The 13,892-nt window shown below is 38.9% G+C and carries 13 protein-coding genes; all 13 read left to right on the top strand.

Annotation, left to right across the window (positions count from 1 at the left end; translation table 11 throughout):
- Positions 1-151: 151 nt before the first annotated feature.
- Positions 152-1,315 (top strand): amidohydrolase, encoded by a 1,164-nt coding sequence (locus Q0E71_RS05075; protein WP_294796695.1) that lies wholly within the window; start codon positions 152-154, stop codon positions 1,313-1,315.
- 189 nt (positions 1,316-1,504) lie between these two features.
- The gene (gene fusA, locus Q0E71_RS05070; protein WP_294796693.1) at positions 1,505-3,574 is read left to right on the top strand and encodes an elongation factor G; all 2,070 of its coding nucleotides are present in this window, start codon (positions 1,505-1,507) and stop codon (positions 3,572-3,574) included.
- A gap of 329 nt (positions 3,575-3,903) precedes the next feature.
- Positions 3,904-4,362 carry a CtsR family transcriptional regulator gene (locus tag Q0E71_RS05065; RefSeq protein WP_294796690.1) on the top strand — a complete coding sequence of 153 codons (459 nt, stop codon included), beginning with the start codon at positions 3,904-3,906 and terminating at the stop codon, positions 4,360-4,362.
- A 4-nt stretch (positions 4,363-4,366) separates the two neighbouring features.
- Positions 4,367-4,930, top strand: a complete 564-nt coding sequence (locus tag Q0E71_RS05060; RefSeq protein WP_294796688.1) for a UvrB/UvrC motif-containing protein — start codon at positions 4,367-4,369, stop codon at positions 4,928-4,930.
- Positions 4,902-5,942 carry a hypothetical protein gene (locus Q0E71_RS05055; protein ID WP_294796685.1) on the top strand — a complete coding sequence of 347 codons (1,041 nt, stop codon included), beginning with the start codon at positions 4,902-4,904 and terminating at the stop codon, positions 5,940-5,942. Before Q0E71_RS05060 ends, Q0E71_RS05055 begins: the two co-directional genes overlap by 29 nt.
- Positions 5,943-5,968: 26 nt before the next feature.
- A complete protein-coding gene (locus Q0E71_RS05050) occupies positions 5,969-8,443 on the top strand; it encodes an ATP-dependent Clp protease ATP-binding subunit (RefSeq protein ID WP_294796683.1) in 2,475 nt (824 codons plus the stop codon).
- Positions 8,412-9,773, top strand: coding sequence for a DNA repair protein RadA (radA, locus tag Q0E71_RS05045; protein WP_294796680.1), 1,362 nt, complete (start codon positions 8,412-8,414; stop codon positions 9,771-9,773). Before Q0E71_RS05050 ends, radA begins: the two co-directional genes overlap by 32 nt.
- A gap of 137 nt (positions 9,774-9,910) precedes the next feature.
- Positions 9,911-10,387 carry a CarD family transcriptional regulator gene (locus Q0E71_RS05040; RefSeq protein ID WP_058259905.1) on the top strand — a complete coding sequence of 159 codons (477 nt, stop codon included), beginning with the start codon at positions 9,911-9,913 and terminating at the stop codon, positions 10,385-10,387.
- Between the two features lie 8 nt (positions 10,388-10,395).
- A complete protein-coding gene (locus Q0E71_RS05035; protein WP_294796675.1) occupies positions 10,396-11,460 on the top strand; it encodes a PIN/TRAM domain-containing protein in 1,065 nt (354 codons plus the stop codon).
- A 13-nt stretch (positions 11,461-11,473) separates the two neighbouring features.
- Complete coding sequence (ispD, locus tag Q0E71_RS05030; protein ID WP_294796673.1) at positions 11,474-12,202, top strand: 2-C-methyl-D-erythritol 4-phosphate cytidylyltransferase; 729 nt, start codon at positions 11,474-11,476, stop codon at positions 12,200-12,202.
- 5 nt (positions 12,203-12,207) lie between these two features.
- The gene (ispF, locus tag Q0E71_RS05025) at positions 12,208-12,678 is read left to right on the top strand and encodes a 2-C-methyl-D-erythritol 2,4-cyclodiphosphate synthase (protein WP_294796696.1); all 471 of its coding nucleotides are present in this window, start codon (positions 12,208-12,210) and stop codon (positions 12,676-12,678) included.
- Positions 12,679-12,776: 98 nt separating this feature from the next.
- Positions 12,777-13,238, top strand: coding sequence for a rhodanese-like domain-containing protein (locus Q0E71_RS05020; RefSeq protein ID WP_294796672.1), 462 nt, complete (start codon positions 12,777-12,779; stop codon positions 13,236-13,238).
- 69 nt (positions 13,239-13,307) lie between these two features.
- A partial coding sequence (locus tag Q0E71_RS05015; protein WP_367116820.1) for a PHP domain-containing protein occupies positions 13,308-13,892 on the top strand: 585 nt, incomplete at its 3' end.

The raw sequence follows: 13,892 nt of genomic DNA, 5'->3' as shown, positions 1-13,892 counted from the left end.
GCCATAAGCATGGCCACTAGCATAGTTATAAATAAAATAAATTTCTTTTTCATAATTCACCTCAACATGAATATATTACTACATCCACGGCAATTTGTCAAGCTTGACAAAATGCGGTTCTTGATGTAAGATTTAGCTAGTAGGTGATAAGATGGATTTAGTTTTATATAGAAGATTTTTTCACAAAATCCCCGAGCTCGGCTTTGAAGAGATTCAGACGACTAAGGAGCTCATTAAAATACTTGAAAATTTTAATTGTAAACTTTATTGTGGCAGGGCACTTTACGAAAAGGGCGCCGAGAGCGATATGAGTGACATTGACAAGGGCTTCACTGGGGTTATGGCTGAGTTTGGCGCGGCTCCGTACTTTTTATTCAGGGCAGATATCGATGGACTCAAGATAAAGGAGACGGCGGATATAACGCATTTGCCGAATATATTTAGCTTTGCCTCGACTAATGGCAATATGCACGCCTGTGGCCACGACGGACACATAGCCTTGGCACTTAGCTTATGCGATCGCTTTAGCAAGTCTGGGGAAGCGGCTCGTGTACTATTTCAACCGGCTGAAGAAGGGGTTCGCGGCGCAAGAAGCATGGCGGACTTTATTACGGAGGATGTGGGTGGATTTTTATCCTACCACATTGGCTTAGGCGAGGAAAAAGGCTACATTGGCGTTGGAACGACTGACTTTTTGGCGACTACCAAGCTTGATATGAGCTTTTTCGGAAAGGCGGCACATGCGGCAAACGCGCCTGAAAAGGGAATCAGCGCCCTTACCATTGCCATGGCTTTCATGGATATGATAAAGGATCTAACAATTGACGCTCACAGCAAAAAGTTTATTAACATCGGTATTATAAATGGTGGCGGCCAAAGAAATGCTGTCATGGACAAAATCACTTTGGGTATGGATCTTAGAAGTGATAGTGACGAGGCGATGGATGAGATGCTTAAGTCGATGGAGAAGATTGCGAAATGCGTATCTGAGGCGAAGGGCGGAAAATACGAATTGAATGTGCTTGCTAGGGCTAATGCATACAAGGAAGAGAATATTGGCTTAGTTGATAAAGTGATTAAAAAACTTAAGGCAAATGAGATAAAGACTCACAGGATGCCAAGTTTTGGCGCGAGTGAAGATGTGACTTTTTATCTTAAGAAGCTTAAGGAACGCAGCGTTCCAGCCATGCACATGATGCTGGGAACAAATTTAAAGGGACCGCACCACAGCGACACATTTGACTTTGACGAGGAAGATTTAGACTTCTTCTATAAGGCTATAAGCCTAGCGTATGATGAGATGAAGGAAGAGTGATGAGCTCTTCTTTTTTAGTCTCTTTAAACTTTTCGCGTATCATCTTGATAAAATCATTGCAAAAAAAATCTATATGTGTTATAATATTTTTGTGAAGAAATTATTATCTTCACGCTAAATTTTTTTACATATAACGCTTTTATAAAGTAAATTGATAAAATAACTATATTTATATGAGGAGGAAAAAATATGAAGGCTTACGATGCAAGCAAAATCAGAAATGTATCCCTTTTGGGACACAGTAGCAGTGGTAAAACTATGCTAGTTGAATCACTTTTATACGCAACAGGCGCTATCTCTAGGATGGGTAAGGTTGAAGACGGAAATACTGTTGGGGACTTCTCCAAAGAAGAGATACAAAGAAAGGTTTCTATTAATACAAAGGTTATTCCTGTAGAATATAATGATGTTAAATACAATTTCCTTGATACACCTGGTTACTTCGACTTCATTGGCGAGATGTATGGTGCAAAGAGAGCGTCAGAAGGCTCTATACTAGTTATTGACGCACAAGCAGGCGTTGAGGTAGGAACTGAAAAAGCGTGGAAGAACTTAAATAAATATCACACACCAAGATTTATCTTCTTAAATAAGATGGATAAGGAAAATGTTAAGTTTGACGAAGTTTTGGAAGATATCAAAACAAAACTAGGCGGCCACATAGTTCCCTTAGTTATGCCTATAGGTGAAGCTGAAGGCTTTAAGGGCATGGTTGACTTAATTCAAGACAAGGCATATAGCTATGAAAATAGAAAGAGAACTGAAATTCCTGTTCCAGCTGAATGGGATGGCTACATTGAAAAACTTAGAGGCGAGCTAAATGAAGTCGTTGCTGAAACATCTGAAGAGCTTATGGAAAAGTACTTCGCGGGCGAAGCTTTTACTGATGCTGAATTTAAAGAAGGTATAAAGCAAGCTGTTAGAAATGGCGAATTAACTATACTTATGGTAGGTAGCGTTGAAAAAGGCATAGGCATGGAGCTACTTCTTCATAAGATTCAAAGATATTTCCCTGCACCAAACGAAGTAGGCGCATACACTGGCACATGGGAAGATAAAGAAGAATTGAGAAAAGTTGATGAAAACGAACCATTCTCGGCAGTTGTTTTCAAGACTATAGTTGACCCATTCGTAGGAAAGCTATCACTATTCAAAGTTATATCTGGCAAGATTACTAAATCTACACCATTATACAATGCGAGCCAAGATGTAGAAGAAAAGCTTGGAGGACTATTCTACTTAAGAGGTAAGACTCAAATCGATACTGATAGCATCATAGCAGGCGATATCGGTGCTACAAGTAAACTTGAACACGCTCGTACTGGTGATACGCTATGTGACAAGAATCGCCCTGTTATATTCGAGAGAATTAGGTATCCAAAGCCAACTCTATATATGTCGGTAAGACCTGTAAAGCAAGGCGAAGACGAAAAGATAGGCGTTGCGCTTAACAAGATGACTGCAGAAGACCCAACATTTGAAGTACTTAGAAATCATGAGACTAAAGAGCTTTTAATCGGCGGTCAAGGTAATATGCAATTAACAGTTATTAAAGATAAATTGAAAAACACATTTGGCGTTGAAATTGAACTTGACGATCCAAAGATTGCTTACAGAGAAACTATCAGACAAAAGGCTGAAGTTCAAGGCAAGCACAAGAAACAATCAGGCGGCGCTGGTCAATACGGCGACGTTTGGGTAAGATTCGAGCCACACGATGGCGACGACTTTGTCTTTGCTGAAGAAGTATTCGGTGGAGCAGTTCCAAAGAACTTCTTCCCAGCAGTTGAAAAAGGTCTTAGAGAATCGCTTGAACATGGTGTTTTAGCAGGCTACCCAGTAGTACATGTTAAGGCAACATTATATGACGGTTCATACCACGACGTTGACTCAAACGAAATGGCCTTCAAGATTGCTGCACAATTAGCATTTAAGAAAGGTATGCAAGAAGCAAAACCAGTCTTGCTTGAACCTATAGTTAAGGCAGAAATAAGAGTGCCAGAAAGCTACCTAGGCGACGTTATGGGCGATATGAACAAACGTAGAGGCAGAATCTTGGGTATAGATCCACAAGATGATGGTACACAAGTAATCACAGCAGAAGTACCTCACTCAGAAATGTTTAGATACGCAATAGACCTAAGAGCGATGACACAAGCGAGAGGCTCCTTCCAAATGGACTTCGTAAGATATGAAGAAGTACCACAAGACCAAGCAAATAAGATTATAGAAGCAGCCAACGCAGAAAAAAATAAATAATAAATAATAAATAGAATATACAAATAATATATTTTTCATATTTATTCTCTTAGAAAGACACATGGGTTAAGTCTCATGTGTTTTTCTTTGTAATATTTTTTCATGTTTTACATCGCCGAAGGCGATGGCAAGGTTCCCGTCCGCAAGGACGGGGTTCTTTTTCTCTTAGAGAAACACACAGGTTTTACTTGTGTGTTTTTCTTTTATCCAAACAAGTCCATTCCCAATTCTTCTAAAATTTTATACAAATTAGTTACACTTTTTGTTTATTCATTGCATCCATTGGGTACTTATGTTATAATAGTCAAAGAAGGTCAAAGGTGAGATATATGTTAAGCGATGAAATACAATATTTTTTAAACAATTTACTTGAAGAAGAAGGCGGCAGCATACTTATCAAAAGAAGCGACATTGCCGTTAGATTCAATTGTTCGCCAAGTCAAATCAACTATGTCTTGACGACAAGGTTTGCGCCTCACTTTGGTTACTATATTCAGTCGAGAAGGGGCGAGGGCGGCTATATCAAGATCGATAAGCTTGATCTTTTAGAGGATGAAGATGCGTACAAAGAGCTACTCATGGACGCTATTGGCGACAAGATCACCATAAAAGAAGCTCACGACATCATCAGAAAGCTTTGTGATGACGAGATCATTACAAAGGACGAGAAGGAGATAATACTTGCTTCGATTGACGATAGGGCTCTAGCTATTGACATAGACAAGAGAAATGCACTTAGAAGCGATATATTAAAGAACATCCTACTGGTTTTACTGAAAAGGGGGTAGTAAAATGTTATGCGATGAATGCCACAAGAATGAAGCGATGATTAATTTAAAGCTGATATTGGACGGCGAAATTATTGAAAAACACTTATGCACTGAATGTGCACTTAAGGACTTTAACGAAATGAATCAAGGAGAATATGGAGAATATACGGATATGAATATAAATGAAAGCGATATAAGGAGCCTTTTTGAGGGCTTGCAAAAACTATTTGGCTCGTTCGAAACTTATGAGTTCGAGGAAAAAGAGTGCCCAAACTGCCACATGAAGTTCAGTGATTTCAACAAGAACAGAACACTTGGCTGCGAGGAGTGCTACAAGACTTTTGCCTATGAGATCAGACCGATTTTGAACTCTTTAAGAGGCGAAAAAACTTATGAGGGCCTACTACCAAAGAGGTATATGGACGCAAATCCTATGCATATGGAGGTGCTTGCTCTTAAGAAGGAGTTAGAAGCTGCAATTCAAGACGAGAACTACGAGAGAGCGGCTGAGCTTAGGGACGAGATTAAGGCAAAGTCCACGAAGGAGAAGGTGGAAGATGGCGAAATCAATGACAATTTACAATAAATATATATTAAACACGGTAGTTTCTCTAAAGAGGAACATCAAGGGCTACAAGTACCCAGAGATGTTGATGTGGTCTAAGCTTAACGAGATTTTGAATATGGTCTTGGAAGCTTTAAAAAACACTAGCTACAGCTTTATGCTTTATGAAGTATCAAATATGGATAAGGAAAAGTTTGAATACTTCTTAGCAAAGGGTTTTATGGATGAGTCAGTCAAGGAGAATATCACAAGGACAAAGCTTTTGCTTGATGAGGACAAGTCCATCGCCATAGTTATAAATAACAATGACCATATTGAGATAAGAGTCCTTGGGACGGCAAGTGCTGACGAGCTTGTCGACATCGCCATAGACGTGGAGCGTGAGCTTGATAAGTCAATAGACTTCCAATTTGACGAGAACTACGGCTATCTTACAAGCGACCCCGTTAACATTGGCAATGGCATAAGCATAGCCAAAATCGTTCATCTATACAGAAGGGACGAGTTTAACAAGGACGAGCTAAAGAGCGATGATATGTCTAAGATTAGGCTTACGCCGCTTGTGGGACCGAATGGCTCTAAGATAGAAGACATCTACATCTTAGACGCTAATGTAAATAAGTTTACTAATATTGAGTCCTTTAAAAAGCTTTCTATGCTGACTGACCAAAACGTCATTGTTTACGAGAATGAAAATAGACGCAGATACCTTGAGCAAAATTACATCTTGATGAAGGATAGAATTATGAAGGCTTTGGAGATGATTAAGGTGGCGAGCCTTATCAGCTACGATGAGGCACTTATCTACCTATCGAATCTAATGTTCGCAAGGAGCATGGACTTACTTGAACCAGAAGACACAAGCATTGACGCGGGCCTTTACCTAATGATAACGCCTGAAGCTATCGAGTACACTTATTCCATTAGCAATAAGTCAGAGATTGACCAAAAGAGAGCGACTATACTTAGGGAAAAGCTTGGCAATGTAAAATTTATTGACAAGGATATTAAAGAAGAAGAAAATAATTTATAGATTTATATATAAGAAAGGAGATAAATATGGCAGTTTTTGGAAGATTTACTAGAAATGCAAGATTCTCATTTCAAATAGCCGAGGAAGAAGCCAGAAGGATGTTCAAAAGCGAAGTTGATCCTTCTCACGTTTTGATCGGCATTTTAAGCGCAAACACGACTAAGGCATCTGAAATTTTGAGGCAAAACGGCCTTGAAATGGAAGCCCTTAGAGAAATGGTGGAAAAATTATCTGTGCTTGACGTGAAAAAGCCAGAGGACATATATTATTCAGCAAGTTTAAAATATGTGATTGAGGAGTCCATCAAGATGGCAAACCAAGCAGGGGCGCCAATTGTAACGACTGAGCACATACTTTACTCGATTGTGAAGATGAACGAAGCGCCTGTTTCCATTATCCTAGAGAGATTTGGCGTAGATAGAGAGAGGGTGCTTTCATCCTTATCTAATTATCTAAATAGCTTAAGAAGCTTTAATCAAGGCGGCTATCAAGACCAAGACGGCTTTGATGAAGATACCGTTGATGATGGTGAAGCGCTTCAAAAATATACTTTGGACTTAAATGAGCTTGCGATAAAGGATAAGATAGATCCTGTAATTGGCAGAGCGTCTGAAATTGAGAGACTTATACAAATACTCATGAGAAGGACAAAGAACAATCCTGTTCTAATCGGTGAGCCAGGTGTCGGCAAGACAGCCATCGCCGAAGGTCTAGCTCAAAGAATTGTTTCAGGCAACGTTCCCGAGATTATCAGAGATAAAAAGATATTCTCCCTTGACTTAACTAGCTTAATAGCTGGATCGAAGTACAGGGGCGAGTTTGAGAGCAGAATCAAGAATTTACTTGAAGAGCTTAGAGAAAGAGACGACGTAATTTTATTTATAGACGAAATTCATACTATAGTAGGAGCGGGCTCCTCTGAAGGTTCGCTTGACGCGTCAAACATACTAAAACCATACCTTACAAGAGGCGAGATACAAATCATTGGCGCGACTACTGTTGATGAATACAGAAAATATGTTGAAAAAGACGCGGCACTTGAAAGAAGGCTTCAAACCATCATGGTGGAAGAGCCAAGTGAAGAAGACGCCATAAAGATTATAGAAGGACTAAAGGACAAGTACGAAGCGCATCACAGAGTATTAATCTCACATGAAGCCATCGAGGCAGCTGTGACATTATCAAAGAGATATATATCGGATAGATACTTGCCAGACAAGGCCATAGACCTAATTGACGAGGCACAATCACTTGTTAGAATGAAAAATTATGTTAGACCGCTATCGCTTAAGGAGATAGAGGACGAGCTTAAAGAGATTGCATCTGAAAAGATTCAAGCGATACAGGCGCAAGATTTTGAAAAAGCGGCTCAGCTAAGGGACAAGGAGCGTGAGCTTAAGGACAAGATGGACCTAGACAGAACTGAGTGGAAGCAAAAGTCCGAGCTTAACAGCATGAAGATAGGTTTTGACGATATCGCGAGAGTTGTATCGAAATGGACTGGCATACCTGTTGAAAAGCTTAGTGAAGAAGAAAAGGAAAAACTACTAAACTTAGATAAGAAGCTAAAATCAAGAGTCATAGGTCAAGACGAGGCGATAGACGTACTCAGCCACTCAATCAAGAGGGCGAGGGTCGGTTTAAAGGACAAGAACAAGCCGATAGGCAGCTTTATCTTTGTCGGACCAACTGGAGTCGGCAAAACTTACCTTGCCAAAGCACTTGCAGAGAGCCTATTTAACGACGAAAACGCCATGATACGTATAGACATGAGTGAGTACATGGAAAAGTACAGCGTATCTAAGCTTATAGGTTCGCCACCAGGCTATGTTGGCTACGATGAAGGCGGACAGCTAACTGAAGCGATTAGGAAGAAACCATTCTCAGTAGTTTTATTTGACGAAATTGAAAAAGCACATCCAGATGTATTTAATGCTTTACTACAGCTTCTTGACGATGGTAGATTAACTGACTCAAAGGGCAGAACTGTCGATTTTAAAAACGCTGTCATCATCATGACTAGTAACGTCGGTGCAAGTAGATTCAAAAAGCAAAATACCTATGGCTTTGGTGATGCATCGAGTGAAGAAAATAGCGAAAAGAAGAAAATTTCAGAAATCGCTAACGAAGAGCTTAAGAAGACATTTAGACCAGAATTTTTAAACAGGGTCGACGACATCGTTGTATTTAACCAATTAAAAGAAAAAGATATAGAAAAAATCGTTCACTTAATGGCGGAAGACCTTAAGGCAAAACTTAAGGAGATGGGCCTAAATATCGAGATCGACAAGTCTGTTGAAGATGAGATTGCGAAGAAAGGCTTTGACCTTGAATATGGAGCAAGACCTTTAGAGAGAACATTTAAGAAGATGATAGAGGATAGATTATCTGAAGAAATTTTGAAGAATAATGTTTCTAAGGATAAGAGCATCACTATTTACTATAATGGTAAGGAATTGGAATTTAAAAATGGCAAAGAAGAAGAGCTTGTACAAGTGTAGCGAGTGTGGCTACGAATCCAGCGGCTACCTAGGCAAATGCCCCGAGTGTGGTTCTTGGGGCAGCCTTAAGGAAGTTTTGGAGGATACGAAAAAAGCAGTTAAAAAAGAAAAAAGCGTAAGAAGCAAGGCAATGCAGCTAAAGACTGTCACTTCATCAAACTCAGATAGGCTCAAGACAAGCTTCGAAGAGTTTAACAGAGTTATGGGCGAGGGCATAGTTAAGGACTCAGTTACCATACTTACAGCTAAGCCGGGCGCTGGCAAAAGTACGCTTCTTTTGCAGATAGCGAACGACGCGTGCAAAAAAGGTCTTAAGGTCCTATACGCTTCAGGCGAAGAGTCCGAGAGCCAGATAAAACAAAGAGCTGACAGGATACTTGATACTATTGAAGACGATCTATATATCATCAGCGATATGAGCCTTGACAATATTAAGGAAGAAGTCCTTAGGGTCGACGCAGACATGGTTGTTGTTGACTCGATACAAACTGTTGAGCTTGATGAGTACAAGCCATCTAGACCAGCCTCGCCAACGCAAACAGTCGAGTGCGCTTATGAATTAGTTAATCTTGCTAAAAATATAGAAAGGCCTCGTATAGTCTTTATAGTCGGTCAAATGACTAAAGATGACGAGCTAAGAGGCGTTAGGACACTAGAGCACCTTGTTGATACCGTTCTAATTATGGATACTTATCAAAACGATTCACTTAGAACCATCGTCGCGAGCAAAAATCGTTATGGCGCCACAGGCGAGATGGGCTTTATGAATATGCAAGAGAAGGGCCTTGTATCGATTGACAATCCGAGCGAGTACTTTGTATCGTCAAGGAAGGAAAACAATTTCCCTGGCAGTGCCATCACCGTAAATATGGAGGGGACTAGGCCAGTTATACTTGAGGTTGAAGCCCTTGTAACGAAGTCATATACACCATATCCGTCGCGTATAAGCGAGAATATGTCAAGAGAAAAACTAAATACACTGCTTTCAATCATGGAGAAGAGATTAAACGTCGACATGTTTGATAAAAACGTTGTAATCAAGTCCATGGGCGGACTTAAGCTTAAAGAAGACGCATCGAACCTTGCTTTAATCGCGGCAATATATTCACAGCTAGTGAACAAGGTCTTAAGCTCAGACACAGTCTATATAGCCGATATATCCTTAACGGGCGAGTTAAAGAAGGTGCCTCAGCTTGAGAGAAGGCTTAAAGAAGCTGAACGCGTGGGCTATAAGAGGGCAGTCATCAGTAGCGAGGCAAAACTATCGACAAAGTTTACAAAACTAGAGCTAATTAAATGCTCTTCCTTAATAGATGCATTAAAAATTTGAGAAAATTAAAAAAAATCTATTTTAGGCTTGACAAATATAATATAATATGATATTATAAAACTTTACTTTTTAGCCGAACTGTGATATAATATACTATAGGTATGAGATTATCATCTAAGGAGTGGGAGGCGAGAAGTATGTATGAAGTAGGAGATATGGTTTGCTATCCAATGCATGGAGCAGGTATCATAGTTGACATAGAAAAGAAAAACATTCTAGGCAAGAGTGAAGAGTATTTTGTTGTTAAGATACCTATTGGTGCTATGAAGGTTATGATACCTGTTAAAAATGCAGAAAAAAGAGGGATAAGATCAATCATTGAGAAAGAAAAGTTAAAAGATGTAGTTGAAGTATTAAAAGAAGAACCGACAAAGATGAGCACTAACTGGAACAAGAGAGTTAGGGATAATACTGCGATTTTGAAGGAAGGAGACATCTTCGAAGTTGCTAAAGTTTACCGTAACCTAAAGAGCTTGGATGATAAGAGAAATCTTTCGACCGGAGAAAAAAAGATACTTCACGACACAAAGAACATTTTGATGAGTGAAATGATACTCTCTTCCGGCAAATCATACGAAGAAATTGACAAAATTATCTACGAGGCAGTAGAGTAGGAGGAAAAATGTTTAAAAAAATTATGAAAGTCGTCATGCTCCTCATAGGCGGAGCAGCAGGCTACGGCGTAAGTTTATTGGCCATCAGCCTTGTACCAACATTTCATAATTATAGTATCTATGTATCGGTATTTTTATCTATTTTATTTGCAATTATTTTTTATTTATTGTCAGATACTATATTTACACGACTTATTAATGTTGGTGACAGGGTTGAGATTGAGCTAAGAAGGTTCACAAGCTTGGACCTTATCTTAGGTTTAGCAGGTTTACTAGTTGGGCTAGTCATAGCATTTTTGCTATCGCAGCTCGCTATGAACATAGGAATACCAGTACTTGGACCAGTTTTGTCCGTTATATTCTATATACTATTTCCTTATATTGGGATTATAGTTACGACTAGACGAAAGGACATTTCAAATATTGGTGAAAAATTTACTCAAAAGAGCACAGTAAAAAAATCAAAGAAAAAAGATACAAATCTATACAAAATTCTTGACACATCTGTTATAATAGATGGTAGGATTAAAGACATCGCTAGCTCAGGTTTTATTGAAGGTACTTTAGTAATACCTAATTTTGTCTTGCAAGAACTTCAGCACATAGCTGATTCGGCGGACGATCAAAGAAGAAAAAGAGGTAGACGCGGTCTAGACATACTTAAGCAAATGCAAAACGAAGCGATAGTTGATATAGAAATATCAAACGAAAAGATTGACACAGTCAATGAGATTGATGACAAGATACTTGAACTAGCCGCTATGATGGACGCAAAAGTCCTTACTAACGACTACAACCTAAACAAGGTTGCCCAAGTTAGAGGCATAGAAGTCCTTAATATCAACGAGCTTGCTAATGCAGTTAAGCCAGTTATATTACCAAGCGAAGAGCTTGTAGTTGAGATAGTTAGAGCAGGCAAGGAAAAAAATCAAGGCCTTGCTTATCTTTCTGATGGCACAATGATAGTTGTCGAAGAAGCTAAAAAGAGGATAGGCGAAAAGCTTAACGTCGAGATAACAACAGTGCTTCAAACAGCTGCTGGCAAGATGATGTTTGCTAAGATTAAAGAATAGTTGGAGGAAATTTATGATAGAGAATAACTTTGTCTCAGTTATAATTGCCGCTGCAGGCATGAGTAACAGGATGGGTTCAAAGGTAAATAAAGCTTTTCTGCGCATAAATGACAAGCCAATACTTGCTCATACCATAGAAAAGTTTGAAAGATCAAAATACATCGACGAGATAATTATTGTCTGTAAAGAAGACGAGATAGATTACACAAGAAAAGAAATTGTAAATAGATATAAATTTACTAAAGTCGTTAACATTGTTAAAGGCGGCAAGGAGAGACAGGACTCAGTATACAACGGTATCAAAGCCATAAACGTTAATGCTGATATAGTTTTAACGCACGATGGAGCGAGACCATTTATCAGAACTGAAACCATTAACAAAGCCGTTGAAACAGTGCTTGGCTGCGATGCCTGCGTTGTAGGCGTCAAGGTTAAGGACACCATCAAGTCAGTTAACGAAGACGACACAGTTCATCATACGCCAAAGAGGTCGCTTTTGTGGCAAGCACAAAGCCCGCAATGCTTTAAGAAAGAAATTTTGCTTAAGGGCTACGAACACGCTATAAAAGAAAATATCTTAGCAACAGACGACTCGGCACTCGTTGAATTTGCTGGAGTTGAGGTAAAGATGCTTGAAGGTCATTATGACAATATCAAGATAACTACGCCAGAAGACTTAGTTATAGCCGAGATCTTCAATACGAATTGGAAGCAAAGGCTTAAAAGCACAGGTGTCTTCTAATGGATATCAGAATTGGTAATGGCTACGACGTGCATAAACTGGTCGAAGGCAGAGATTTAATACTTGGCGGAGTGAAGATAGATTACGAGAAGGGCCTACTTGGTCATAGCGATGCAGATGTCTTGATACACGCGATTATGGACGCCATCTTAGGCGCTATTGCTAAAGAAGATATAGGCTATCATTTCCCTGACACAAGCGATGACTACCTTGACATCGATTCAAGAGTCTTACTTAGAAGGGTCTATGCCATGGTCAAGGAAGATGGCTACAGCATTTCAAATATAGATGCGACTGTCATTATGCAAAGACCAAAACTAAGACCATATATAGATGAGATGAGAACAAATATTGCTAAAGACCTAGAAATAAGTATCGATAGAGTGAGCGTAAAGGCTACAACTACAGAAAACTTGGGCTTCGAAGGAAGAGAAGAAGGCGTTAGCTGTATTGCGAGCACCATACTACTAAAGTAGTATTTATTGGATAAAAATTAAGATAATGTTAAATAATTTTACAATCACGCTTAAAAGTGGTATAATAACTATGGTAAAATTTTAAGGAGGTAATTTATATGAAAAAATTATTATCATTAGCTTTAGTACTTGTACTAGCATTTTCACTAGTAGCTTGCTCAAAGCCAGCAGAAGACAAACCAGCTGAACAAGGAACTGAAAGCGTACCAGCAGATCAAGCTGATAGCGTTCAAACAGGAGAAAAAGCAACTATGACAGGTGACGAAGTAGTAGCACTACAAGCAGACGCTGAACAAGAAGGCAAATACGTTATCGTTGACGTAAGAAGCGCTGAAGAATACGCTGCAGGTCACATCAAAGATGCAAAGAACATTCCTTTAGATGACATCAAGAACGATGCATCAGTTCTAGACGCTGACAAAGACAAAAAGATCGTTTTATATTGCAACTCTGGTAAAAAATCTGGAGAAGCTCAAGACGCTCTATTAGCAGCTGGTTACACAGACGTTGTTAACGCAGCAGGCGTTAAAGATTTCGAATACGATTTAGTAACTGAATAGTATTAAATGTATTATTTGAAAAAGAGCGAGTGATCGCTCTTTTTTTATACATATAGTTGATGACAAAATATGAAAGATAGTTTTTTAAAATTCAATTTAGATAAATCATATGATTCTATTGAGTTTGATATTGATAAAGATATTGATTACTTAGCAATTAAGTGGCAAAACAATAAAGAGTTTTTTAGTTTTTATCTTTATTCTCCAGATAATAAACTTTGTGCTCAGATAATTGGCATCAGTGAAAGCGGCAGTAGAATATTATCTGAAGAAGCTAGAAAAACATCTCCTTGTTCATTAAGTCTAGATAAGATAGAAAACACTAAAGGTACTTGGAGAGCCGAGTATAGCGTTATTACTAATAAAGATGCTCGCGATACTATTGTCGAAATAAAAGAAGAAAAAAGCGCAGATATAGCTTATGATGATGAGTATGATTTATTAGCGAGCTTGTATAGTGATGATACTAAAGAGAATAAAGAGTACTACACTTGCGATTTTCATACGCATACCATATTTTCAGATGGACTAATGACAAGAGAGGAGAATAATGAAGTTGCTGTAGAACAAGGTCTAGACTTCTTTATCCCTACCGATCATAATATTTTTCATTACACTTGGCCAAAAAATCCTCATGTAAAAGCTTATCCTGGT

Source organism: uncultured Fenollaria sp. (assembly GCF_934202865.1).
Lineage (GTDB): Bacteria > Bacillota > Clostridia > Tissierellales > Peptoniphilaceae > Fenollaria.
The sequence above is the reverse complement of the archived record's forward strand: the minus strand, read 5'-3'. Positions and strand labels throughout refer to the sequence as shown.

Coding starts and splice junctions, on each gene's coding strand:
- radA (WP_294796680.1), top strand. CDS start 8,412: ATGGCAAAGAAGAAGAGCTTGTACAAGTGTAGCGAGTGTGGCTACGAA.
- Q0E71_RS05020 (WP_294796672.1), top strand. CDS start 12,777: ATGAAAAAATTATTATCATTAGCTTTAGTACTTGTACTAGCATTTTCA.
- Q0E71_RS05060 (WP_294796688.1), top strand. CDS start 4,367: ATGTTATGCGATGAATGCCACAAGAATGAAGCGATGATTAATTTAAAG.
- Q0E71_RS05050 (WP_294796683.1), top strand. CDS start 5,969: ATGGCAGTTTTTGGAAGATTTACTAGAAATGCAAGATTCTCATTTCAA.
- Q0E71_RS05065 (WP_294796690.1), top strand. CDS start 3,904: ATGTTAAGCGATGAAATACAATATTTTTTAAACAATTTACTTGAAGAA.
- Q0E71_RS05040 (WP_058259905.1), top strand. CDS start 9,911: ATGTATGAAGTAGGAGATATGGTTTGCTATCCAATGCATGGAGCAGGT.
- Q0E71_RS05075 (WP_294796695.1), top strand. CDS start 152: ATGGATTTAGTTTTATATAGAAGATTTTTTCACAAAATCCCCGAGCTC.
- fusA (WP_294796693.1), top strand. CDS start 1,505: ATGAAGGCTTACGATGCAAGCAAAATCAGAAATGTATCCCTTTTGGGA.
- ispD (WP_294796673.1), top strand. CDS start 11,474: ATGATAGAGAATAACTTTGTCTCAGTTATAATTGCCGCTGCAGGCATG.
- Q0E71_RS05055 (WP_294796685.1), top strand. CDS start 4,902: ATGGCGAAATCAATGACAATTTACAATAAATATATATTAAACACGGTA.
- Q0E71_RS05035 (WP_294796675.1), top strand. CDS start 10,396: ATGTTTAAAAAAATTATGAAAGTCGTCATGCTCCTCATAGGCGGAGCA.